19 protein-coding genes and 3 pseudogenes are annotated in these 20,977 nt (G+C 68.6%); 11 read left to right on the forward strand and 11 right to left on the reverse strand.

Annotated features, from left to right (window positions below; all coding sequences use genetic code 11):
* Window positions 1–30: 30 nt before the first annotated feature.
* A complete protein-coding gene (locus ACGF3J_RS25775) occupies window positions 31–792 on the reverse strand; it encodes an isocitrate lyase/phosphoenolpyruvate mutase family protein (protein ID WP_393854922.1) in 762 nt (253 codons plus the stop codon).
* A gap of 327 nt (window positions 793–1,119) precedes the next feature.
* On the opposite strand from ACGF3J_RS25775, the gene ACGF3J_RS25780 reads away from it, so the two are divergent.
* Both ACGF3J_RS25780 and ACGF3J_RS25785 read left to right on the forward strand, forming a co-directional pair.
* Window positions 1,120–1,773, forward strand: a complete 654-nt coding sequence (locus tag ACGF3J_RS25780; protein WP_161328234.1) for a transcriptional regulator — start codon at window positions 1,120–1,122, stop codon at window positions 1,771–1,773.
* Window positions 1,774–1,942: 169 nt separating this feature from the next.
* Window positions 1,943–3,115 carry a DSD1 family PLP-dependent enzyme gene (locus ACGF3J_RS25785; RefSeq protein ID WP_393854923.1) on the forward strand — a complete coding sequence of 391 codons (1,173 nt, stop codon included), beginning with the start codon at window positions 1,943–1,945 and terminating at the stop codon, window positions 3,113–3,115.
* A gap of 15 nt (window positions 3,116–3,130) precedes the next feature.
* Here ACGF3J_RS25785 and ACGF3J_RS25790 read toward each other — a convergent pair whose 3' ends face one another.
* A complete protein-coding gene (locus ACGF3J_RS25790; RefSeq protein WP_393854924.1) occupies window positions 3,131–4,006 on the reverse strand; it encodes a sigma-70 family RNA polymerase sigma factor in 876 nt (291 codons plus the stop codon).
* An 87-nt stretch (window positions 4,007–4,093) separates the two neighbouring features.
* On the opposite strand from ACGF3J_RS25790, the gene ACGF3J_RS25795 reads away from it, so the two are divergent.
* From ACGF3J_RS25795 to ACGF3J_RS25815, 5 genes and pseudogenes are all read left to right on the forward strand, one after another.
* Window positions 4,094–4,552: a carboxymuconolactone decarboxylase family protein gene (locus tag ACGF3J_RS25795; RefSeq protein WP_393854925.1), complete on the forward strand. Its 459-nt coding sequence runs from the start codon at window positions 4,094–4,096 to the stop codon at window positions 4,550–4,552.
* A gap of 156 nt (window positions 4,553–4,708) precedes the next feature.
* Window positions 4,709–4,947: pseudogene (locus tag ACGF3J_RS25800) on the forward strand (DUF1345 domain-containing protein); the annotation flags it as partial.
* A gap of 790 nt (window positions 4,948–5,737) precedes the next feature.
* Window positions 5,738–7,489, forward strand: coding sequence for a lectin (locus ACGF3J_RS25805; RefSeq protein WP_393854926.1), 1,752 nt, complete (start codon window positions 5,738–5,740; stop codon window positions 7,487–7,489).
* Between the two features lie 191 nt (window positions 7,490–7,680).
* Window positions 7,681–10,080 (forward strand): ricin-type beta-trefoil lectin domain protein, encoded by a 2,400-nt coding sequence (locus tag ACGF3J_RS25810; RefSeq protein ID WP_393854927.1) that lies wholly within the window; start codon window positions 7,681–7,683, stop codon window positions 10,078–10,080.
* Window positions 10,081–10,268: 188 nt separating this feature from the next.
* Window positions 10,269–11,234, forward strand: a complete 966-nt coding sequence (locus ACGF3J_RS25815) for a MerR family transcriptional regulator (protein ID WP_237552474.1) — start codon at window positions 10,269–10,271, stop codon at window positions 11,232–11,234.
* Here ACGF3J_RS25815 and ACGF3J_RS25820 read toward each other — a convergent pair.
* The 6 genes and pseudogenes from ACGF3J_RS25820 to ACGF3J_RS25845 form a co-directional block, all read right to left on the reverse strand.
* Window positions 11,146–11,337 (reverse strand): annotated as a pseudogene (locus ACGF3J_RS25820) (hypothetical protein); the annotation flags it as partial. The gene ACGF3J_RS25815 and the pseudogene ACGF3J_RS25820 overlap by 89 nt on opposite strands.
* Window positions 11,338–11,459: 122 nt before the next feature.
* Window positions 11,460–12,620, reverse strand: a complete 1,161-nt coding sequence (locus tag ACGF3J_RS25825; RefSeq protein WP_237552478.1) for a pentapeptide repeat-containing protein — start codon at window positions 12,618–12,620, stop codon at window positions 11,460–11,462.
* A gap of 60 nt (window positions 12,621–12,680) precedes the next feature.
* Window positions 12,681–12,830, reverse strand: a pseudogene (locus tag ACGF3J_RS25830) (VOC family protein); the annotation flags it as partial.
* Window positions 12,831–12,836: 6 nt separating this feature from the next.
* Window positions 12,837–13,859 (reverse strand): zinc-binding dehydrogenase, encoded by a 1,023-nt coding sequence (locus tag ACGF3J_RS25835; protein WP_161328239.1) that lies wholly within the window; start codon window positions 13,857–13,859, stop codon window positions 12,837–12,839.
* Window positions 13,860–13,996: 137 nt separating this feature from the next.
* A complete protein-coding gene (locus ACGF3J_RS25840) occupies window positions 13,997–14,977 on the reverse strand; it encodes a DUF5996 family protein (RefSeq protein WP_161328240.1) in 981 nt (326 codons plus the stop codon).
* A 20-nt stretch (window positions 14,978–14,997) separates the two neighbouring features.
* Window positions 14,998–15,750, reverse strand: a complete 753-nt coding sequence (locus tag ACGF3J_RS25845; protein WP_161328241.1) for a flavodoxin family protein — start codon at window positions 15,748–15,750, stop codon at window positions 14,998–15,000.
* 199 nt (window positions 15,751–15,949) lie between these two features.
* On the opposite strand from ACGF3J_RS25845, the gene ACGF3J_RS25850 reads away from it, so the two are divergent.
* Complete coding sequence (locus ACGF3J_RS25850; protein ID WP_161328242.1) at window positions 15,950–16,420, forward strand: VOC family protein; 471 nt, start codon at window positions 15,950–15,952, stop codon at window positions 16,418–16,420.
* A gap of 58 nt (window positions 16,421–16,478) precedes the next feature.
* Here the strand turns inward: ACGF3J_RS25850 and ACGF3J_RS25855 are convergent, their stop codons facing one another.
* Window positions 16,479–16,787: a helix-turn-helix transcriptional regulator gene (locus tag ACGF3J_RS25855; RefSeq protein ID WP_161328243.1), complete on the reverse strand. Its 309-nt coding sequence runs from the start codon at window positions 16,785–16,787 to the stop codon at window positions 16,479–16,481.
* A gap of 61 nt (window positions 16,788–16,848) precedes the next feature.
* On the opposite strand from ACGF3J_RS25855, the gene ACGF3J_RS25860 reads away from it, so the two are divergent.
* A complete protein-coding gene (locus tag ACGF3J_RS25860) occupies window positions 16,849–17,832 on the forward strand; it encodes a zinc-binding dehydrogenase (protein WP_161328244.1) in 984 nt (327 codons plus the stop codon).
* 337 nt (window positions 17,833–18,169) lie between these two features.
* On the opposite strand, the gene ACGF3J_RS25865 is transcribed toward ACGF3J_RS25860, so the two are convergent.
* A complete protein-coding gene (locus ACGF3J_RS25865) occupies window positions 18,170–18,793 on the reverse strand; it encodes a hypothetical protein (protein WP_393854928.1) in 624 nt (207 codons plus the stop codon).
* A 72-nt stretch (window positions 18,794–18,865) separates the two neighbouring features.
* Here ACGF3J_RS25865 and ACGF3J_RS25870 point away from each other — a divergent pair, with 72 nt between their 5' ends.
* On the forward strand, window positions 18,866–19,600 hold the full coding sequence (locus tag ACGF3J_RS25870; RefSeq protein ID WP_393854929.1) for an SDR family oxidoreductase: 735 nt from the start codon (window positions 18,866–18,868) through the stop codon (window positions 19,598–19,600).
* 85 nt (window positions 19,601–19,685) lie between these two features.
* Entirely contained in the window at window positions 19,686–20,657 is a 972-nt protein-coding gene (gene sigJ / locus ACGF3J_RS25875) for an RNA polymerase sigma factor SigJ (protein WP_161328246.1), read from the forward strand.
* 25 nt (window positions 20,658–20,682) lie between these two features.
* Here sigJ and ACGF3J_RS25880 read toward each other — a convergent pair whose 3' ends face one another.
* Window positions 20,683–20,919: a hypothetical protein gene (locus tag ACGF3J_RS25880; protein WP_161328247.1), complete on the reverse strand. Its 237-nt coding sequence runs from the start codon at window positions 20,917–20,919 to the stop codon at window positions 20,683–20,685.
* Between the last annotated feature and the right edge of the window lie 58 nt (window positions 20,920–20,977).

Below are 20,977 nucleotides of genomic sequence, written 5' to 3' on the forward strand. Positions count from 1 at the left end.
TCAGGGGGCGCCCGTCGCTCGATCAGCCTTTCAGGGCTTCCACGGCCCGAGCATGTCCTTCATCGCGTCCGTCATCGCGAATTGCAGCAGCGGACCGTACGTGATCCGGCCGACACCGAGGCGTCGGAAGCGCTCGAGATCGTGCTTGACCGGATGGGCCGTGGAGTTCACGGGAATGGAGACCGCGCCGGTCACCGCGGCGAGCAGGTCGTCGTCGTCCTGGATACGCACCGGGTAGACACTGTCGGCGCCGGCCTGCTCCAGCGCCCGCAGCCGCTCGATCGCCTCGTCGAGGACGCCGGAGGGGTCCTCCGCGTGCAGGAAGAGGTCGGTGCGCCCGTTGACCCAGACGGGGATCCCCGCGTCGTCGGCCGCGGCGCGCAGGCCGGCGATGTAGCTCGCGTGCTCCTGCGTACTGCGCACGCGTCCGCCCTCCGAGTGGACGGTGTCCTCGAGGTTGAGACCGACACCGCCGACCTCTGTGAGCCCGGCGATGAGATCCGCGGGTTTCTGTCCGTACCCGGCCTCCAGGTCCACGGAGACGGGGACGTCGACCGCCGCGATGATCGGCCTGACCGCGGCAAGCACCTCCTCGAACGTCTGCCCCTCCTGGTCCTCGGCCCCCCGGGAGTCGGCGAGCGGATGGCTGCCGATGGTCAGCGCGGGGAACCCCGCGCCGGCCGCCGTCCGCGCGGACCACACGTCCCAGACGGTCGGCAGCACCAACGGCTGGTGCTGGGCGTGCAGTTGCTTGAGGAGTTGAGCCCGCTCAACGGTGGTACGAAAGTCCATGCCGAGGACGCTACCCCGGATCACGCAGGTGTACGAAGGCCTCGTCCCGGGTGCCGGAGCCGATGCCGCGCTGTTCAGGGCGAGACGGCTGACCACGAACTCGCCGCCAGAAACGCCGCCCATGTCCTGAGCCGACTGCTGACCAACGCTCGTCCACTCGCCCTCAACCTCCGCCCTGCTGGTCACTCCCGGTCAGTGGGCCGGAGACGGCCCGCCTCCGGCCGGTCGATCACGCCCTGGCCAGATGCAGTTCCTGGACGAAAAATCTAGATGCAGATAGACTGTCTACACGGGGTTGGACGACCGGGCCGCAGCAGGGAGCACGAGATGAAGGACGAGGACACCATTTCGTCCGGGGAGCCGGAGGACGAGCACCTCCTTGGCGAAGCCGAGAAAGTCGCCCAAGCGCTGGGCCGCATGTTCCCCGGCATCTGCGAGGTGGTACTGCACGACCTGCGCGATCCGGATCACGCCATCCGCTTCATCGAGAACAACCTGTCCGGACGCCAGGTGGGGCAGTCCGCCACCGAGTTGGGCCTGGCCCGGATCAGCAATCCGCACTACCCCAGCGTCATCCAGAACTACGCCAATCAGTTCCCCGACGGACGTCCCGCGAAGAGCACATCGATCGGGATCAAGAACTCCGCCGGGCGGTACATCGCCGCCATCTGCCTGAACCTGGACATCTCCACGCTCTCACCCCTCACGCTGACGCTGTCGAACCTGGTCGCGACCGATCCCGACAACCGCGAAGCTCCGCTCGAGAAGCTGAGCGACCGCAGCCGCCGGGAACTGCGTGAAGTCATCGAAGCGGTGGCCGCCGAGCGCTCCACGACCCCGCGGGCACTGCCCCGGGACGCGAAGAAGGACCTTGTGCGCCGCTTGCACGAGGACGGCTACTTCGACACCCGCAACGCCGCCCAGAGCATCGCCGACCTCCTCGGCATCTCCCGGGCCAGCGTCTACTCCTACACGAAGTGATGCGCTTCGGTACCGGACCCCAGGCTGCCTACGAGGTCCGGGCCGTCAGCCCCGTGCGGCCCATCAGCGCGGCGCTTGTCGTGGGGCGGGAGCCGGCACGCCCCCGATGACACCGAGCTCACCGCCCTTGGCGATGCCTGGCCCTCCTGAAGAAACGGGACGTAGCCCTGTGAACACCGCTCCGCCACCGGCCGCCGCCGTGAAGACGCTGGCCGACCCCGACACCCCATTCGCCGTCGTCGACGTGCACAAGGCCCTGCGCAACATCGAACGGCTGGCCGACCGGGTCGATCGGCTCGGGGTCACCCTGCGGCCGCACATCAAGACGGCCAAGAGCCTCGACGTCGCCGGGCTGATGCACGGCGGTGCCCCCTGTCCCGTCACCGTCTCCACGCTGGCCGAGGCCGAGGCGTTCGCCGACGGCGGCTACACCGACATCACGTATGCCGTCGGCATCGAGCCGCACAAGCTGCCCCGCGTTGTTGCCCTGCTGCGCCGCGGAGTCACCCTGCGCGTGCTGCTCGACAGCCGCGAACAGGCCGCCTTCGTCACCGACGCCGCCCGCGAGGCCGGCCTCGCGATCCCCGCGCAGATCGAGATCGACTGCGACGGCCACCGAGGGGGCCTCAAGACCGACGCCCCCGAGCTCACCGAGGTCGGCCGCATCCTGCACGAGGCCGGATGCCTCGACGGTGTCCTGACCCACGCGGGCGAGTCGTACTTCGCGTACACCCTGGAAGACCAGCGGCTGGCGGCCAGGAACGAACGCGACACCGCGGTCACCGCGGCGCAGCGACTGCGCTCCGTCGGCCTGCCGGTCCGCACCGTCAGCGTCGGCTCCACGCCGACCGCGTTCGCGGTCGAGGACCTGACGGGCGTCACCGAACTGCGCGCCGGGAACTACGTCTTCTTCGACCTCGTCATGGCCGGCCTGGCCGTCTGCGGTGTGCAGGACCTCGCCCTGTCGGTGGTCGTGACGGTGATCGGCCACCGTCCCGAGTACGGCTGGATCGTCACCGACGGCGGCTGGATGGCCATGTCCCGCGATCGCGGCACAGCGGTTCAGGCCCAGGACCAGGGCTACGGCCTCGTCCTCGACCTGGCCGGAGACCCGGTCCCGAACCTGGTCATGAGCGCGGCGAGCCAGGAACACGGCACGCTGACCACCCGCGACGGCGCCGGTCTGCCCGACCTTCCCATCGGAACCCGACTGCGCATCCTGCCCAACCACGCCTGCGCCACCGCGGCCCAGCACGCCTGCTACCACGTCATTGACAGCGCCCGGCCCACCGGCGCCGTCCCCGTCATCCAGGCCAACTGGTCACGCGTCACCGGCTGGTGATCCCGGAGCGGAAGGTCACACCGGGTCCGGCAAGTCCATCAGCGCGAGTTCGGCCGGGTCGACGACCGCGGTGATCTCGGTGATACGGCCGTCGGCGACGGTGAACGTGAGCAGGGACAGCGGGATGCCGTCCTCGTTCCAGGCGATGACTCCGGGTCGTCCGTTGACGGTCACGGCATGTCCGTGTGCCGCGCCGCCGGCCACTCGGGCCCGGCCCGCGACCTCAGTCGCTCCGATCGTGACGAACCGTCCGCCGGGGGTGTGGACGGTGAACTCCACCTCGGGATGGAGTACTTCCAGCAGCCGCTCGAACCGGCCCTCGCGGGCCGCGGCCAAGAACGCCCCTACCACCTCGCGTTGCTGCTGTCGGTCGCTCGCCGACCGCCGGGCGGCCCGCACCTTGCGGCGGGCGCGACTGGTCAGCATCTTGGTCGCGTCGGTCGACCTGCCGAGGATGGTGCCGATCTCCCCGTGGGGCACGGCGAACACGTCGTGCAGCACGAACGCGAGGCGCTCGTCGGGGCGCAGCGAGTCCAGGACCGTCAACAGCGCCAGGCCCACCGAGTCGCCCAGTGCCACGAGTTCTTCCGGCGTCGAACCGTCGTCGAGCGTCACGGTGAGTTCGGGCAGCTGGTCGTCGAGGGGCACCGTCGGGCGCGTGCGGCCGGAGCGGAGGAGATCGAGGCTGATGCGGGCGACCACGGTGGTCAGCCACCCGCCGAGATTGTCGATGCCGTCGGCGTCCTGGCGGGACAGCCGCAGCCACGCCTCCTGGACCGCGTCGTCCGCGTCGGCGTGCGAGCCGAGTACGCGGTGGGCGACGGCCGTGAGCCGGGCGCGGTGCGTCTCGAAGGCCTCGGCCACCGGATCGGCGGGATGGGCGCAGGACATGGTGTTACCTCCCTGGTAGCTGCTCCGTCATTGGGGTGACGGGCACCAGCCCCGCAAGGTAACCCCGACCAAGGAGAGCACCCTGCCATGCAGAACCGGCTGAAGAACAAGAACACCGACAACCCCGACGTGTGGAAGGCGGTCGGACACCTGCACAAGGCGATCGCAGCCGGGGGCGTCGACCCGAAGCTGCTCGCGCTGGTCCACCTGCGCGTCAGTCAGATCAACAGCTGCTCGGCGTGCGTCCACGCCGGGGTCGCCGGAGGGAAGAAGGCCGGTGAAACCGACGAGCGGCTGCACAGCGTCGTGGCCTGGCGGGAGGCGCCGTTCTACACCGGTGCGGAGCGTGCGGCACTGGCACTGGCCGAGGCCGCCACCCGGTTGCAGGACGGTGCGGAGGGAGTCACCGACGAGATCTGGGAAGAGGCCAACGCCCACTTCACGGAGGAGCAGATCGGCGCGATCAACCTGGAGATCGCGCTGACGAACTTCTTCAACAGGATCAACCGCACCATCAAGGAACCGGCCGGCCAGACCTGGGGGTGAGCACACCGACCCACCAGGACGAACCGGGCGAACGCCACTACGGTGATGCCAGGGGGACCTGCCCCGTCGACGCCGTGCCGAGGCTGTCCGGTGCTCTTGCGGTCGGAGCCGTGGTGGGTGTCGCGGTGCGGGGGGAACCGGTGTCGTGCTGGGTCCGCCACGCGCCGGAATGCCGGACGAGAGGATTTCCGGCCGCACACGGACGAACTCGTCGTGGTGGCGGTCGCCCTGTGCGGCCTGGTGGCCATCGTGCTCCTGCTGCTCCTGGGCACGCCGGACGCGCCGGCGCCGCCGTCGCCCTCTGCGGCGTCTTCATGGCCTGGGCCACCGTGCACCTGATGTACGCGACCCGCTACGCCTACGTGTACTACGCGACGCACGGCGGAATCGACTGGCTCGCGCCCTGTTGGAGGTCGCCCGCCACACGGACGTGGCGGCCGCACTGGAGCGCATACCCGGCAGCCCGGCGGCCGAGTAGCTCCCCGGTTCCGGCAGTTCTGAAGCTCCGAGGCGCGTGCGGCCTATGCCCAGCCGGGTGCAGCTGAGTGTGGGACGAGATGAGGCAGCAGGGCTCGAAGGCCCTCAAGAACCCCTTTGTCCCGATCAAGGGAAAAGTAGCCGTGTTTCGCGCTGAAGGTCTTACGCACTCACCCGATGACCGCTAGCTTCATTGTTGCGGCCATGTCATGAACTGCCGGCAGCCGCACATCGGCGCGACGGCGCGCGCCAGTACTCCCAGCACATGCCACCTGACAGGCAACCACCTGACGGGCATGCATGCCTCAACCCCTCACAGCCTCGGGAGACACCTGTGCGCACGAAACGACCGTCAGGAAGCAGAACCCCAGGCCACCGGCGCTCCCACGTGCCATCGGCGGCCCGTTCGACGCCTCTTCTCGGCCTCGGCGGCACCCACGGCCGGCAAAGCGACCGCCTCTGGCCGACGGCGTGGGCGGACACTCCCGCGTCGTGCATTTCCCATCGCGGCTCAGCATGCCGGGACTTCGAGGTCTGACGGAGGGATCTCCGGGCCCCGTCCCACGCCCAGTGTCCGCGACGCGAGCTTCGCCGGGGCAAGTCGCCCATCATCTCGTTCGGAATGTGCCGTCCGACGGCACTTCCCGCACCTCCCGCACTCCGCAACTCCGCAGTCCGGCCCCTCTCAATGAAGGAGATGACGCCGTCTTGCCCAGAAAACTGATCGCTGCCCTGGCCCTGATCGCGGCGGCAGCGCTGAGTGCCACGCCGTCCGCCGCGGCTGCGCCCGAGAGACCGTCCCCGCCGTCGGCGCCCGCCGCTCAGGCGGCACAGGCAGCCGCCGACCCCCACTACGAGATCCTGGTCTTCTCCAAGACGGCCGGATTCCGCCACTCTTCGATCGACGACGGACTGGCGGCCCTGCGCGAACTGGGAACGGCCAACAACTTCACCGTCGACGCCACCGAGGACGCGGGAGCCTTCACGACCGCCGGACTGGCCCCCTACGAGGCGGTGGTCTTCCTCTCGACCACGGGTGACGTCCTGAACGACGCCCAGCAGACGGCCTTCGAGCAGTACATCAACGACGGCGGCGGCTACGTCGGCGTGCACGCGGCCGCGGACACCGAGTACGACTGGCCGTTCTACGAGGGTCTGGCCGGCGCCCTCTTCCAGTCCCATCCCGCCGTCCAGTCCGCCACCGTGCAGGTCGAGGACCGGGCCCACGACGCCACCGCCCATCTCGACCGCGCCTGGCAGCGCACCGACGAGTGGTACAACTACCGCACCAACCCGCGCGCCTCCGCCCGCGTCCTGGCCTCGCTGGACGAGTCGAGCTATTCCGGCGGTTCCATGTCCGGCGACCATCCGATCGCCTGGTGCAAGGACTACGAAGGCGGCCGTGCCTTCTACACCGGTGGCGGCCACACCGACGAGTCCTACGGGCAGGCCGAGTTCCGCCGCCACCTGCTGGGCGGTGTCCGGTGGGCGGCCGGCATGACCGAGTCGGACTGCCGTCCGGAGACCGGCTACACCAGCCTCTTCGACGGCTCCGGCACCAGCGGCTGGAGCCAGGCGGGTCCCGGCGGATTCACGCTCGCCGACGACTCCCTGACGTCGTACGGCGGCCTCGGCATGATGTGGTACACCGCCAAGGAGTTCACCGGTGACTATTCCGTGAAGCTGGACTGGAAGATGGACGACGACTCCAACTCCGGTGTCTTCCTCGGCTTCCCCGCCTCCGACGACCCCTGGTCCGCGGTCAACAACGGCTACGAGATCCAGATCGACGCCACCGACTCCCCGGACCGCACCACGGGCTCCGTGTACGGGTTCCAGGCGGCGGACATCGCCGCGCGGGACGCCGCGCTCAACCCGCCCGGGGAGTGGAACACCTACGAACTCCGCGTCACCGGCGAACGGCTGGAGATCTTCCTCAACGGCCGCAGGATCAACGACTTCACCAACACCGACCCCGCCCGCAGCCTCCGCCAGGGACACATCGGCATCCAGAACCACGGCGACGGTGACTCGGTGTCGTTCCGCAACATCCGCGCCAAGGTACTGAACGCCGGGCCGTCCGCTGGCGAGGTGAAGGGCGTGAACGGCAAGTGCCTGGACGTCGACAACTCGCAGACCGCCGACGGTACGAAGGTCCAGGTGTGGACGTGCAACGGCACGGCCGCGCAGAGGTGGACGGTGCAGGGAGACGGCACGGTGAGGGCACTGGGCAAGTGCCTCGACGTCTCAGGCGGCGGCAGCGCGGACGGCACGCGCATCCAGCTCTGGACCTGCAACGGTACGGGCTCGCAGTCCTGGCAGCCGCAGGCCGACGGCACGGTACGCAATCCCCAGTCCGGCAAGTGCCTCGACGCCTCCGGCGGAACCTGGAACGACGGAACCCCGGTCCACCTGTGGACCTGCCACACCGGACCCAACCAGAAATGGAACCTCCCCTGAGGAACCCGCCGGGGACCCGTCCCCGACGAAGACCGCACCGTCCTGTGAGACCTCACCGAGCCCGAAGAGGGGGCGGCTCCAGGCCCCGTCCGCACCCTGCCGAGTCCGGGACGACGGCGCGTCCCGGCCGCGGTGCATCTCCCACCCATCCGACCGAGTCCCCCCGCCCCGGGGGACCGTCAGGAGGTCACGTGTATCCACACCTGCACCCCCACCGCCTGGGCAGACGCCTGGCCGGCGTGCTCGTCGCCTCCCTGCTGGCCGTCGGGCTGTCGTCGTCCCCCGTCCCGGCGCAGGACGCGGCCGCCGCCGATCTCCCCCCGCAGGAACCGGGCGTCACCATGCGCGTCTTCGACGTGCAGACCCCGTTGAGCGGGATCTGCACCCTCAAGGCCGGCCAGACGCCCAACATCGACAAGCTGATGCCGGTGATCGACTGGTCCTCGGTCGACGACTTCGGCCTGGAGAGCGGCTTCGTCACCCACGCCCTCGGCAATCTCGACGCCCCGGGCGCGGGCAGCTATGCCTTCCGCCTCACGAGCGACGACGGTTCCCGCCTCTGGATCGACAACCAACTGGTCATCGATCATGACGGCCTGCACGGTCCGGAGCCGAAGGACGGCACCGCGGAGCTGACCGCCGGGTACCACTCACTGCGCATCGAGCACTTCGAGCGCGACGGAGGCCAGCAGCTGACCCTGGCCTGGAAGCCGCCGGGCGCCTCCGGGTTCTCCGTCGTACCCAACTCGGCGCTCAGCACGGACGCCGACGTCGTCCGGGTGACCGCGCCCGGCCAGAAGGAGTGCGAGGGCGGCACGGACTCGCCGGGCGACGGCCTGCCCCTCACGGGAGTGCATCCGAACTACACCCTCACCGACCTGCGGCCCGCAGGGTTCGAGCCGCAGGTCTCCGCGATGGACTGGCTGCCGGACGGCCGGCTGGCCATCACCACCTGGGGCGGCAGCAACAACACCACGGGAGAGGTCTATCTCCTGGACAACGTCACCGGAAGCACCGGCCCGGACAAGGTGACGGCGAAGAAGGTGGCCTCGGGCCTCAAGGAGCCGATGGGTATCAAGTACGTCGACGGCAAGCTCTACGTCTCCCAGAAGCACGAGCTGACCGAACTGAACGACACCAACGGCGACGAGGTCACCGACACCTACCGCAGGGTCGCGTCCTGGCCCTTCGGCGGCAACTTCCACGAGTTCGCCTTCGGCCTGCTCTACAAGGACGGCTCCTTCTACCTGAACCTCTCCGTCTCCATCAACTACGGCGGCGCCACGACCGACCCGCAGCCCGCCCAGAACCGCGGCACCACCATCAAGGTGAACAAGGAGACGGGGAAGGTCGACTACGTCGCCGGCGGGCTGCGGACGCCCAACGGCATCGGATGGGGCCCCGAGGGCGGGATCTTCGTCACCGACAACCAGGGCGGGTGGCTGCCCTCGTCGAAGCTGGTCCACATCAAGCAGGACCGCTTCTTCAACCACTACACCAACCCGGACGGCCCCTTCGACAACAAGCCGGTGACCCAGCCGGTGCTGTGGCTGCCGCAGAACGAGATCGGCAACTCGCCCAGCACACCACTGCAGTTGACCGAGGGACCGTTCGCAGGGCAGATGCTCTTCGGCGACGTCACCTACGGCGGCGTCCAGCGCGGCTACCTGGAGAAGGTCGGCGGTGAGTACCAGGGCGCCGTCTTCCGCCTCACCCAGGGCCTGGAGGCAGGCGTCACACGGATCAGCATCGGTCCGGACGGAGCGCTCTACGCGGGCGGCCTGGGCGCGGGCGGCAACTGGGGCCAGGAGGGCAAACTGAGCCACGGCCTGCAGAAGCTGACACCGAACGGCACGGACGCCTTCGACATCCGCGCCATGCGGGCTGTGCCCGGCGGTTTCGAGCTGGAGTACACCCAGCCGCTCTCCGAGGAGACTGCGGCAGGCCTGGCCGGACGCTACAAGATCAAGCAGTGGCGCTACGTCCCGACCGCCGACTACGGCGGCCCCAAGGTCGACCAGGAGACCCTCACCGCCCAGTCCGCCACCCTCTCCGCCGACGGCAGGACGGTCACCCTGGCCATCCCCGGTCTCAAGGCCGACCGGGTGGTCCATGTCCGCTCACCGCGTCCCTTCAGTTCCGCGGGAGGCGAGGCACTGTGGAGCACCGAGGCCTGGTACACGCTCAACAAGATGCCGGGCGCGATCTCCGGCACGGGTGAGGTGAAGGGCGTGAACGGCAAGTGCCTGGACGTCGACAACTCGCAGACCGCCGACGGTACGAAGGTCCAGGTGTGGACGTGCAACGGCACGGCCGCGCAGAGGTGGACGCTGCCCGGAGACGGCACGGTAACGGCACTGGGCAAGTGCCTCGACGTCTCAGGCGGCGGCAGCGCGGACGGCACGCGCATCCAGCTCTGGACCTGCAACGGTACGGGCTCGCAGTCCTGGCAGCCGCAGGCCGACGGCACGGTACGCAATCCCCAGTCCGGCAAGTGCCTCGACGCCTCCGGCGGAACCTGGAACGACGGAACCCCGGTCCACCTGTGGACCTGCCACACCGGACCCAACCAGAAATGGAACCTCCCCTGACCTCGAGGTTCACCGTCCGGCGTTGCACCCCGGTTCGGCGGACGTGAAGACGGCCTTGGTCTGATGGGCGGGCGCCCAGCGCGGTGCCCGTCCTACGACCAGGTCCAGAAGGATGGTGTGTAGTTGCACATGCCGTAACGGCATGTGGTGTCGTCGAGGGCACCAGAGCACGAAAGGCCCCGTCTGCGATGTACCCGTCCGCCACACCTCCCCGCCAGGTCAGAATCGGCGATGCCGCCGCCTTCGCCGGAACCACCCCGCGCGCCATTCGTCACTACCACCAGATCGGTCTGCTGCCGGAGCCCGAGCGAGGCGGAGACGGACGCCGCCGCTACGGCTACGACGACATGATCCGCCTGCTGTGGATCCGCAAGATGTCCGAGGCCGGTATCAGCCTGGACGACATGCGGGCCGCCTTCGACGAAGCCCGGGACGTCGAGGACGTCCTGGGCCGGCTGGAGGAGGCGCTGGCCGCCCAGGAGGCCACCATCAGGCGTCAGCGCGCGGCAGTCCAGCGCCTGCGGGTCGTGGGCAGCCCACTGGGCTTGCTCTCACCGTTGGTCACGGACCGGCTCAGCCACCTGCCCCCTGGCGCACTGCGCCCCTCCGACCTGGACGCCCTGCTGGTCACGGAACGGATCTTCGGGCCGCTGGGAGCCGCGATCCAGGCCGGCGTGTTCATCACGCTGGCGACGCATCCCGGCCTACGGGCCGAGGCAGACCGCCTCGACGCGGCCGACGCCGCCCTCGATGACACCGTCGCCCCCCACGACCCGCGGGTCGAGGAACTCGCCGCGCAGCACTGCGCCCACCACAAGGCCCTGCACCAGGCCATTGAAGCGGCCGGACTGGACGTGGCCGAGGAGAGGCTCTTCGAGATCTACGACGCGGAGTCGAGCGGCGAGGAGGACACCCGGATGAGTGCCTTCGAAGCGGTGACCAAGATGCCCTACGGATTCTCCGCGGCCCGGACACGGTGCATGGAACTCACGGCACGGCTCCTTGCCGGGGACCTCGCCGCCCCGGGGTCTGAGCCGCCCTCCGGCGTCACCGGCTCGGTGTCACGAGGGAATCCGTCCCCGGTCCGTCAAGCTCCTCCAGAGCCACCCGCCGCCCGCAGACAGCCAGCAGCAACGAAAGCGCAGGACCTCTGACTTCCGGGCCGTCCCCAATGGCCAGGTCGGCGTCCACCGCCGTGAGCCGGATACCGGCCGTCAGCTCCTTCGCCCCACCGAAAGACGCAGGAGTGCGAGCCTGCTTGGACCGTCGGCCAAACCTCGCTGCCCATGCGTTCATCCTTCACTCGACCCGGCACACGTCTGTTGAGACTCCCGGCGCCGCGAGAACTCATAGCCCGGTGAGCGCATCCGGAACCGTGTTCAGGGGGCGGACCTCAGCGACGGTGCCTGCCACGTCACCCCTGGCGGCTGGGGCAGGGGCGAGGGCTCGGGTCCGGGGTCGTCGGAGTCGACGACCCCGGCGGCCGTGCGGTCGAAGCCGACAGGCCAGCGGGTGTGCTCACTGGCCAGGGCTCCGGTCAGTCGTGCCTCGACGAGGTCGGCGGTACTCAAGTCGGTGCCGCGCAAGTCAGCCATGCGGAGGTCGGCGCGGTGGAAGACCGCACCGTGCGCGGTGGCCTTGCGCAAGTTCGCCTCGCGCAGGTCGGTCTCGGTGAAGTCGGCGTCACACAAGTCGGTTTCGACGAGCTTCGCGGCTCGCAGGTCGGCAAGGACGCAGCGAGCCCGGCGGAGAACCCCGGTCGTGAGGTCGGCGTGCCGCAGGTTGACGGAGACCAGGGACGCCTGTGTCAGATTGACGCGGTACAGACTCGCCGCCTCCATGCAGGCGCGGTCGAAGTTGACCTCGGGAAACCACAGCCCGTCGCAGTCTGCTCGGCGCAAATCGGTGATGCTGAGATTGACCCAGGACTGCTCCCGGCGCTGGCAGAGCACACCGAGCGCGGTCAGCGCCACCTGGGCGTCGGCGGCGCGGGTCTCCAGCGGTGCGACGTCGTTGATGGGCACGTCCGGCCCCGGTGATTCCGGTCCCGCAGGTGGCCAGGTCAGGTGTGTCCGCAGATACGCGGCCTGGAGGGAGATGATGGCCTCCCGGTCACGGGTGGACTGCTCCGCGATCCGCCACAGCGCGTGCAACCCGCCGATGCGCACATCCAGCTTGTCGCTGCCGAGCTGGTCGACGGCGCGGCTGAATCGGTCGGTGACGTAGCCTTCCTGGGTGGCACGCAATCCGTCCTGGCTCACCCGCAGTTGCCGCCACGTGGCGTAGGCGCCGAAAAGCACGACCAGGCCACCGACCACCTGCAGAAGCGCCGTACGGACGTCGTTCACCGCCTTCAGCCGGTCCTGCGCGGCGACGCTCGCCCCGGCGAGGTCGTGGTCGACCACCACCCCCGGCAGCACGACGAACAGCACACCCAGCACGACCAGACCCGCTCCGGCGAGCAGGCCTGCGGCAATACGACGTCCGACCGGCCTGTCGCGCCATCCCCGCCGCCCGCGGTCCGACTCCCCCGTCTCCATGGGCATGGGAGCCTAGGCGCCGCTCAGAAGACGATCAAGAGGGACGCCACGGGCCCGCGATCAGTCGACGCAGAACTCGTTGCCCGCGATGTCCAGCATCGGGATGCACGAGTCGTTCTCCTCGTCGGCGTACAGCGTTTGCACGTGGGTCGCACCGAGCGCGACCAGTCGTGCGCACTCTGCCTCGAGTGCGGCGAACCGGGTGCATCCTGCCGCTCATTGCGGGGAAACCTCGGACCGCGACAGGCCTCGCTGTGCGGGTGACTGTGCGTCGGGGACCAGGACGACCTTGCCCGTTGTCGCCCTGGCCTCCAGAGCGGCGTGCGCCGCGGCCGCCTGCGACAGGGGGAAGGTCTGGAAGGCGGGCACCAGGCTCCCCTCGGCGGCCGCCGCCAGCGCGCGGCCCTCGTCGGCGACCGCGTCTTGGCCCTCCAGCAGCCGGGCCAGTGCGTCGGTGAAGTGCACACCGCGCTCCTTCAGCTCAGCCTCATCGGGCCGGAACTCCTCCCGCGAGGCAGCGCCGATGGTGATGTACCGACCGCCTTCGGCCAGCAGGCCGAAGGCGGCCCGTCCCTTGTCGCCCTCGACACCGTCCAGAACGACCGTGACGCCACGCCCGTCCAACGCGTCGCGGACCGTACCCGCCCAGTCCGGCAGGTTGTAGTCGACAGCGATGTCCGCTCCCAGTTCTCGCAAGGCGGCGATCTTGGCCGCTCCCCCTGCCGCTCCGATGACCGTCGCGCCGAGACGGCCGGCGAACTGGACGACCAGACGGCCGATGCCACCGGCCGCGGAGGTGACCAGGACCACGTCGCCGGAGGTGAGTTCTGCGATGTCGAGCAGGCCCATGGTCGTTGCGCCCGTGACGACCATCGTGACGGCGGCCTCGTGCCCCAGTCCGGCCGGGATCCGGTGCAGGGACGACACGTCGGCTGCGGCGAGCTCGGCGTAGCCGCCGGGTCTGCCGTGCGCGGTCACCACGTCGGCGCCGATCCAGGACTCGTCCACGGCCGGCCCGACCGCCCTGACGACGCCGGCCACCTCTCCCCCGAAAATCGCCGGAAGTCCTGGGAGCGGCGGACCGATCTCGAGCCCTTCCCGCATGGCCGTCTCGATCTGATGCACCCCCGCGGCCCTCACCAGCAGGAGAACCTCACCCGGGCCGGGCACGGGGTCGGGGACAGTCTCGTAGCGGAGGTTCGCAGCGGGGCCGAACTCGTGCAGTACAACGGCGCGCATAGCCGTTCCTCCCGGTAGATCCGCAGCAGTAGACCCACCGTGCAACGTCAACTCAACTTGAGGTCAAGCCTGACTGCGGCGTTTCCGGATATCGGCCTCAGCGCCCGAGTACGTGCTCGTCGGGCAAGACGACACACTCAGCCCGGCTCTGCTCGTGGTGCAGTCCGGTCCCAACGACGCGGATCGCTCTCCAGTGTGGCGCGGTCCCAGTCGCCGTGCTCGGCAGCAGCCTCGTAGGTGGTGTGCAGGAATTCCATCAGTGCGTGGTCGGGATCGCGCGCGGTGCGCACGGTCTCGTACGGCAGCAGGAACTGTCCGTTCTCGGCGCTGTAGTAGGCGCCCTCGGGGCGCACCGGGTGGGCGGCGAAACCGTCCGGCTCGGGGTACGCGTAGGAGTAGAAGGCACCCTCGTCGCCGCCGCCGGGCCAGAATCCGCAGCTGGAGAGTTCCTGCGAGTAGCCTTCCACCATCACCCAGTCGCCGCAGTTCGGGGCGCCGCCCGGATGGGTGGGGGCCGGCCGGCCGGAGAAGCGGGTGCATGCCAGGTCCATGGCGCCCCAGAAAAAGTGGACGGGGCTGACCTTGCCGACGAACTCCGCGCGGAATCGGCCCAGGACACGGTTGGCCTGCAGCAGTTGGCGCCAGAAGAGGTGTGCTGCCGTCGCGTCGTAGGAGCAGTGCTGCTCGTCCTCGGCGAACGGGATGGAGGGTTCCACCTCGTTGGGCCGCCGCTGGAAGGCAGCTTCGATGCCCAGCTCGTTCAGGGCTTGCATGATCTCGGTGTAGAAAGCCGCGACCGACTTGGGCTTCAGGGCCACTTCGCGGCTCGCGCCCATGCTGCTGCGGATGACGAGCCGGTGCTCGACGAAGTCGAACTCCGCATCGAAGGCGCCGTCGCCGTAGGGCACCGAGCTGGTCGTCAGGCCCCTCGGGGTGACGTAGAGGGTCACCTGCCACCAGTGGTTGACCATGGGCGCGTGGGCCAGCCGCAGCTTGCCCACGATCTGTGTCCACATGTGCAGGGTGTCACGGGTTGTGGTCCAGTCGGCCACCCGTAGTGAGGGCCAGACCGCCCGGTGCGAGGACTCGGATGCGGTGGATGAGTGCTGAAGGCTCACGGCGTCCACCTCCGCTTCGGCTATCGGTGTTCCGGGTTGCTGGAGTCGGGGCGGCAGCCGGCGTCCCATGCGGCGCGCAGGTTGCCATGGGGCGGGATGCCTCCGGCTGCGCGCAGCATCGCCGCCAGGTGGAGCAGGTTGTACGTCATGAATGTGGTGTTGCGGTTGGTGAACTCATTGTCCGGCCCGCGGGAGCCGGCGTCCAGATATGACGGTCCCGGCCCGGCCTCTCCCACCCAGGCCGCGTCGGCCTGCGGCGGAATGGTGTAGCCCAGGTGCTGCAGGCTGTAGAGGACGTTCATGGCACAGTGCTTGGCGCCGTCTTCGTTGCCGGTGATCAGGCAGCCGGCGACCCGGCCGTAGTAGGCATACTGACCCGCGTCGTTGAGCATGCTGGAGCAGGCGTACAGGCGCTCGATGACCTGCTTCATGACGGAGCTGTTGTCACCGAGCCAGACGGGGCCGCACAGGACCAGGATGTCCGCGTCCATCACGCGACGGTAGAGCCGGGGCCACTCGTCCAGCGGGGCGCCGTACTCGGTCATGTCCGGCCAGACGCCGGTGGCGATGTCGTGGTCGACGGCCCGGACGATGTCGGCCTGCGCTCCGTGGTGCCGCATGATCTCCACGCTGCGGTCGATGAGGCCGCCGGTGTTGCTGACCTCGGGCGACCGTTTGAGGGTGGCGTTGATGAACAGCGCCCGCAGCCCGTCGAAACGGGGCCCGTTCCCCTCTGTGGACCTCGCGTCTGCTTCCGTTACGGGTCCTGCCATGATCGGTTCCCCTTGGGTGCGTGGTGAGCAGTTCGAGAGCGCCGCGAGCAGCACCGTAGGTCGGCACAGGGGGTTTGCCGCCTCCGCCACGCCCACTGGGGACGAGTCGATCAGGGTGCGGGATGCCTGGGCGCGGCCGGAGGCGGGCACTCGGGTCACGTCCGTTCGATCCCCACACTCCGTTCAGGAGGTATGGACGATGGCACAGCAAGACCTACCGGCTCCGGCCCAGGGACTGCTCCTCACCCACTTCCTGACCGTCCGCGACGTGGCGGTCTCCCGGCGCTTCTACGCCGACGTCCTGGGCGGGGAGATCGTGCTCGAGGAGAACCCGGCCATCGTGAAGGTCGCCAACAGCTGGATCATCATGAACCCCGGGGGCGGCCCCACCCCCGACAAGCCCGGCGTCTCGCTGGAACCGCCGGGGGACCCGGCGACGGGCGGGCCGGCGAGGGTGTCCGGCTTCCTCAACGTGCGGGTGGCCGACATCGCCGCCTTCCATGCGGATGCGAGCGCGAAGGGAGCGCGGTTCCTGACCGAGCCGATCGACCGCAAGGCGGAGGTGCGTTGCTACATGCGGGACCCGGACGGCTACCTGATCGAGGTGGGGCAGGCCACCGGGATGCTGAAAGGCGTCTTCGCCGACCCACCCGCGGGCACTGACGGGTAACGGACGGTCCACTCCGCCTCACGCGCTGTGGTTCTCGAGGTCGTATGGGTGAGGGGATCTAGAAGACGTCGCGCAGGGTCTCCAGGAGGCGGGCGATGTTCGCCTCGTCGCGGCGGTAGTACGTCCACTTGCCCCGCCGGGTGGCGACCACCAGCCCCGCTTGCCGCAGCATCGCGAGGTACTGCGAGGTGGTCGACTGCCCCAGACCCGTGCGCCGCTGGATGTCGGTGACGCAGACACCGATCTCGACGTCCTCGGGCTTCTGGCCAGGGAAACTCATCGGCTCCTTGAGCCACACCAGCATCTGGCGGCGGGCCGGGTTGGACAGGGCCCGGAACACAGCCAGCAACTCCGCCTCCGAGAACATGCGGTGATCGTAACGCACGATCATATTGACGATTCGCGATATTACGATTTATTGTTGTCCCATGACGACTTTGATGCGTGCGATGGAACTCGTCCGCTTCGGCGACGCGGACACCGCGTTCGCCATTCGAGAGCTGCCCATGCCCACTCCCGGACCCGGCCAGTTGCTGGTGCGCGTGGAGGCCACGTCCGTGAACCCTCTCGACCTGCAGACCCGGCGCGGCGACTACCGGGACCAGGTGGCGCTGCCTGTGGTGATCGGCAACGACGTGTCCGGCGTGGTGGTCGAGAGCGGCCCTGGGGCGGGCGACTTCCAGCCGGGCGACGAGGTCTGGTACCTGGCACCGGTATTTGCCGGGCAGGGAACCTACGCCGAGTTCCACGTGGTCGACCAGGCCCTGGCCGCCCGCAAGCCCAGCCGGTTGTCGCACGTCGAGGCCGCCGGTCTCGCGCTGGTGGGCGTCACGGTGTGGGAGGCGCTGGTCGAACGCGCCGGGGTGCGGGCCGGGGAACGGGTCCTGGTGCACGGCGGAGCGGGCGGGGTCGGCTCGGCCGCGATCCAGGTCGCCGCCGCACTGGGAGCCGAGGTCGTGACCACCGCGCGGGCAAGGGATCACGAGTTCGTCACCGGACTGGGAGCCGGCACCGTGATCGACTTCTCGGCCGGTGACTACGTGCCGCAGGTCCGCGCGCTGGGCGGGGTGGACGTCGTGCTGGACACGGTGGGTGGGGACACGCTCGCCCGCAGCCCGGAGGTCCTCGCCGACCGAGGCCGGGTGGTGTCCATCGTGGACACGCCCGAACCTCAGAATCTGCTCGCCGCGTGGGGGGTGAACGCGACCTACCACTTCCTGTTCGTCAGCCCCGGCCGGGCGAAGCTCGCGGCACTCGGCCGCCTGGTCGACCAGGGCAGACTCCGGCCGGTGATTGGCGAGGTGCTACCGCTGGCCGACGTCGCACAGGCGCACACACTCCTGGAGGGCGGCTCCGTCGGCGGGGTCCGCAGGCGCCCACGTGGCAAGATCGCCGTCGCCGTGCACCAGTAGGTCCGCGGGATGGTCGGCGCCGCGATCGCACCGACGGCAGCGGACGCGACGGCGGTCGGCACGTCCTCGCGCCGCCGTTCCGGACACGCACGGTACGGAGAACAGGCGGCCGCACCCAGGACGATCCGGCTCAGCCCAGAAAGCTCAGCCTGACCTGGCGGTCGGGGTTGTCCCTGTTGGTGTCCACCAAACTCCGTTAAGGCAACCTTCACGCTCCCCGATCGCTGGCTCCACGTGATGTGCCATCGGAATGGTGTCGACCTGCACTGCGGGGCACGAAACAGCAGCTCAGGCATCGTTCCGCTAACCGGCTAAGGGGCGTACAGGGCTCAGAGCGTCAAATGAGCGTCACGGCGGTGAGCTGGCGACACCGGGGAAGATCGTTGCAACGCCCTACACCGATCGCGGCAGGCAGGGCCGCGAGTGCGCCGGCGATGGCATCCGCGGTCAGCCCGCCGCCTTGGGCCAGCTTGGCGCTGCCGCCCCCGCGCCCGCCGAGGAACTGTTTGGGCAGCGTCGCAGCGTTCAGGCCCGCGTCGGCTACGGGGTTGAGGGCGATGACCAGGCCTGCGCTCGTGCCGACCGCGGCCTTGCCGGGCAGCCTGGCGGGCAGACGGTCACGGACGGCCAGGGCGAGCGCGCGGGCGTCCTGGGCCGCGCCCTCGGTGGTGACCGTCACGCCCTGTACGTCGGCGACGTCGGTGGCCGTCTGGGCGAGCTCTCTGGCCGGGCGGTGGTGGCTTGCTGCTTGAGGCGGGCGTTCTCCCGGCCGACGGCCTTCACCGCTCCAGCAGGCCGGCGATCCGGTCCTGGAGCTCAGCGCGCGGGCGCCGACCCGTTCGGCGATGCTGGCGACGAGGTCCCGTTCATGGACGAGGTAGGCGAAGCCGGCGTGAGGAGGATGGTGACGCTCTTGCCCGCGCCAGGCTGCCGAGCGGTGCCGGAGAGTCTGGCTTTGCAACCTCACATTTTTCCGACCTGCGTCGTCATGTTGGTGAGGGCGGTGACTCGTGCCCCGGAACGGAGTGAGGAAATGAAGGTTTTCATAGCTGGTGGTCGTGGCCGTGTTGGGTCGCGCCTTGCTGACAGGTTGACTGCCCACGACATCGAGGTCGTTTCGGGAGGCCTCGAGGACGGGATCGACGTGATCTCTGGCCGGGGCCTCGCTGAGGCTCTCGTCGGAGTCGACACCATCGTCAACGTTCTGAACACCCCTCGTTTCGACGCGGAGGGGGCAATCTCCTTCTTCGAGAAATCGATCGATCGGCTGACGACCGAGGGCAAGCGGGCTGGTGTGCGTCATCACATCGTGCTTTCCATCGTAGGCGTCGGGCAGGGGGACGCATCCGAGATCGGGTACTACCTCGGAAAGGTGGCGCAGGAGAAGGCCCTGCGGTCCGCTTCGATCCCCGCGACGATCATCCGGGCGACCCAGTTCCAGAGCTATATTCCTACCCTCATCGACCAGCACACCGTGGAGGGGAAGGTAGTCGCTCCGAGGTCACTCATCCAGCCCGTCGATCTGGACGAGGTCATCGACCTGCTCGCGGAGGCTGTCACAACCCTGGAGCCGGGAAGCGAAATCGAGATCGCTGGACCCGACCGCTACTACCACGACGACCTCTTCCGGGCGACTTTGGCGGATCGCGGAGACGATCGCGAGGTTGTAACTGTTGACGCGCAGGAGGCACGGGACGTAATGGTTCCGCGCGGCACCTACCGGGCAGGAATCGTAAAGTACCCGACTTCAGGAATCCCCAGCGCCTGAAGTCTGTAGCGAAAGGTCGATGCGGCGCCCGAGTGCTAGGCGATGTCAGCTCGGGCGTTCTGCACTCCAATCGGAAGGGTGCCCCATGCCGGAAGATATTCCCGCCAAGTCCACAGAGCTCGCAAGAGCAGAGTGCAATGAATCATGGCCTCCGGACTTGGTCATGGCGGAGCGAAAACGTCTGCTGTCGCTTGCCTTTCGCATGACGGGCACCCTGGCCGACGCCGAAGATGTCGTGCAAGAGACATACGTTAGGTGGTACCGGCTTGAGTCTGAGGAGCGTGAGAAAGTCGCCGCACCGGCAGCATGGCTGATGCGCGTTGCGAGCCGTATCTCACTCGACCTGCTGGGCTCCGCGCGGGCGCGGCGGGAAAGCTACGTCGGCCAATGGCTACCGGAGCCCGTCCCGGCCGACCTCTTCGCAGGCACAGCGACGGCGCCACTAGGTTCAACGGATCTCGCTACTGATCCGCTCGATCGCATCACGCTTGATGATTCAGTCAGCATGGCGTTGCTGACGGTTCTCGAAGCCATGACACCAGCAGAGCGAGTCGCGTTCGTGCTGCACGACGTATTCGGTGTCCCATTCGACGAGATAGCGGACATCGTAGGCCGTTCAGCCGCAGCGACAAGGCAACTGGCTGCGTCCGCGCGCCGCCACGTCCGACGAGGAAGGCACGCGCAGGTGTCTACGCACCAGCACGACAGAGTTGTGCAGGCATTCCTTGATGCAGCTGTCGGAGGCGACATCGAGGAACTACTTCGCGTACTGGCTCCAAATATTGAACTCCGAGTAGACGGAGGTGGCTTCGTCAATGCCGCACCACAGGTCATTCGTGGGCCCGACCACGTAAGTCGGTGGCTCATGGGCGTGATGCGCAAGCAGCCCGCCCTTCGCTTCGAGCGGCGCGCAACAGCTGACGGGCTAGGATATATTCTGCGTAATGAGCAGCATATGTATGGAGTGGTTACTTTCGACGTGGGTGATGACTTCATCACGAATGTGTGGATGATGCTGAATCCCATGAAGCTGACGTATTGGGCACTCAGCGACTGAGATTTTCAAGTGATTTCTCCAAAATTCAGTTGTGGATCAGGGCTACACCTGTGACGTCGGCGATCTCCTCTAGATCGAGAGTGATCCGCTTCAGGGTTGCGCCCAGGTTATCGGAGTTCAGCGGCCGCGCGCCCTCCGAGGGCGCGGTCCTCGTGGGATCAGGACCTTGGCGAGAATTCTGAGCTGACTCCATAGAGACGGCGACACCGATGAATCGACCCTGTTCGTCGGACTCGCGGTTGATCACGCCGTCGATGTCCACGCGCCTCAAGACGAGTCGCCCATGATCGCGCCCGTACCCCTAAAGATGGAAATTTGCT

This window comes from Streptomyces sp. NPDC048171, assembly GCF_043202655.1.
Classification (GTDB): Bacteria; Actinomycetota; Actinomycetes; order Streptomycetales; family Streptomycetaceae; genus Streptomyces.

What these genes read in the sequence shown, in the direction of transcription:
- ACGF3J_RS25855 (WP_161328243.1), bottom strand. Translation starts at nt 16,787, where the DNA reads ATGTTCTCGGAGGCGGAGTTGCTGGCTGTGTTCCGGGCCCTGTCCAAC.
- ACGF3J_RS25775 (WP_393854922.1), bottom strand. Translation starts at nt 792, where the DNA reads ATGGACTTTCGTACCACCGTTGAGCGGGCTCAACTCCTCAAGCAACTG.
- ACGF3J_RS25870 (WP_393854929.1), top strand. Translation starts at nt 18,866, where the DNA reads ATGAAGGTTTTCATAGCTGGTGGTCGTGGCCGTGTTGGGTCGCGCCTT.
- ACGF3J_RS25860 (WP_161328244.1), top strand. Translation starts at nt 16,849, where the DNA reads ATGACGACTTTGATGCGTGCGATGGAACTCGTCCGCTTCGGCGACGCG.
- ACGF3J_RS25780 (WP_161328234.1), top strand. Translation starts at nt 1,120, where the DNA reads ATGAAGGACGAGGACACCATTTCGTCCGGGGAGCCGGAGGACGAGCAC.
- sigJ (WP_161328246.1), top strand. Translation starts at nt 19,686, where the DNA reads ATGCCGGAAGATATTCCCGCCAAGTCCACAGAGCTCGCAAGAGCAGAG.
- ACGF3J_RS25795 (WP_393854925.1), top strand. Translation starts at nt 4,094, where the DNA reads ATGCAGAACCGGCTGAAGAACAAGAACACCGACAACCCCGACGTGTGG.
- ACGF3J_RS25835 (WP_161328239.1), bottom strand. Translation starts at nt 13,859, where the DNA reads ATGCGCGCCGTTGTACTGCACGAGTTCGGCCCCGCTGCGAACCTCCGC.
- ACGF3J_RS25825 (WP_237552478.1), bottom strand. Translation starts at nt 12,620, where the DNA reads ATGGAGACGGGGGAGTCGGACCGCGGGCGGCGGGGATGGCGCGACAGG.
- ACGF3J_RS25790 (WP_393854924.1), bottom strand. Translation starts at nt 4,006, where the DNA reads ATGTCCTGCGCCCATCCCGCCGATCCGGTGGCCGAGGCCTTCGAGACG.
- ACGF3J_RS25850 (WP_161328242.1), top strand. Translation starts at nt 15,950, where the DNA reads ATGGCACAGCAAGACCTACCGGCTCCGGCCCAGGGACTGCTCCTCACC.
- ACGF3J_RS25815 (WP_237552474.1), top strand. Translation starts at nt 10,269, where the DNA reads ATGTACCCGTCCGCCACACCTCCCCGCCAGGTCAGAATCGGCGATGCC.
- ACGF3J_RS25845 (WP_161328241.1), bottom strand. Translation starts at nt 15,750, where the DNA reads ATGGCAGGACCCGTAACGGAAGCAGACGCGAGGTCCACAGAGGGGAAC.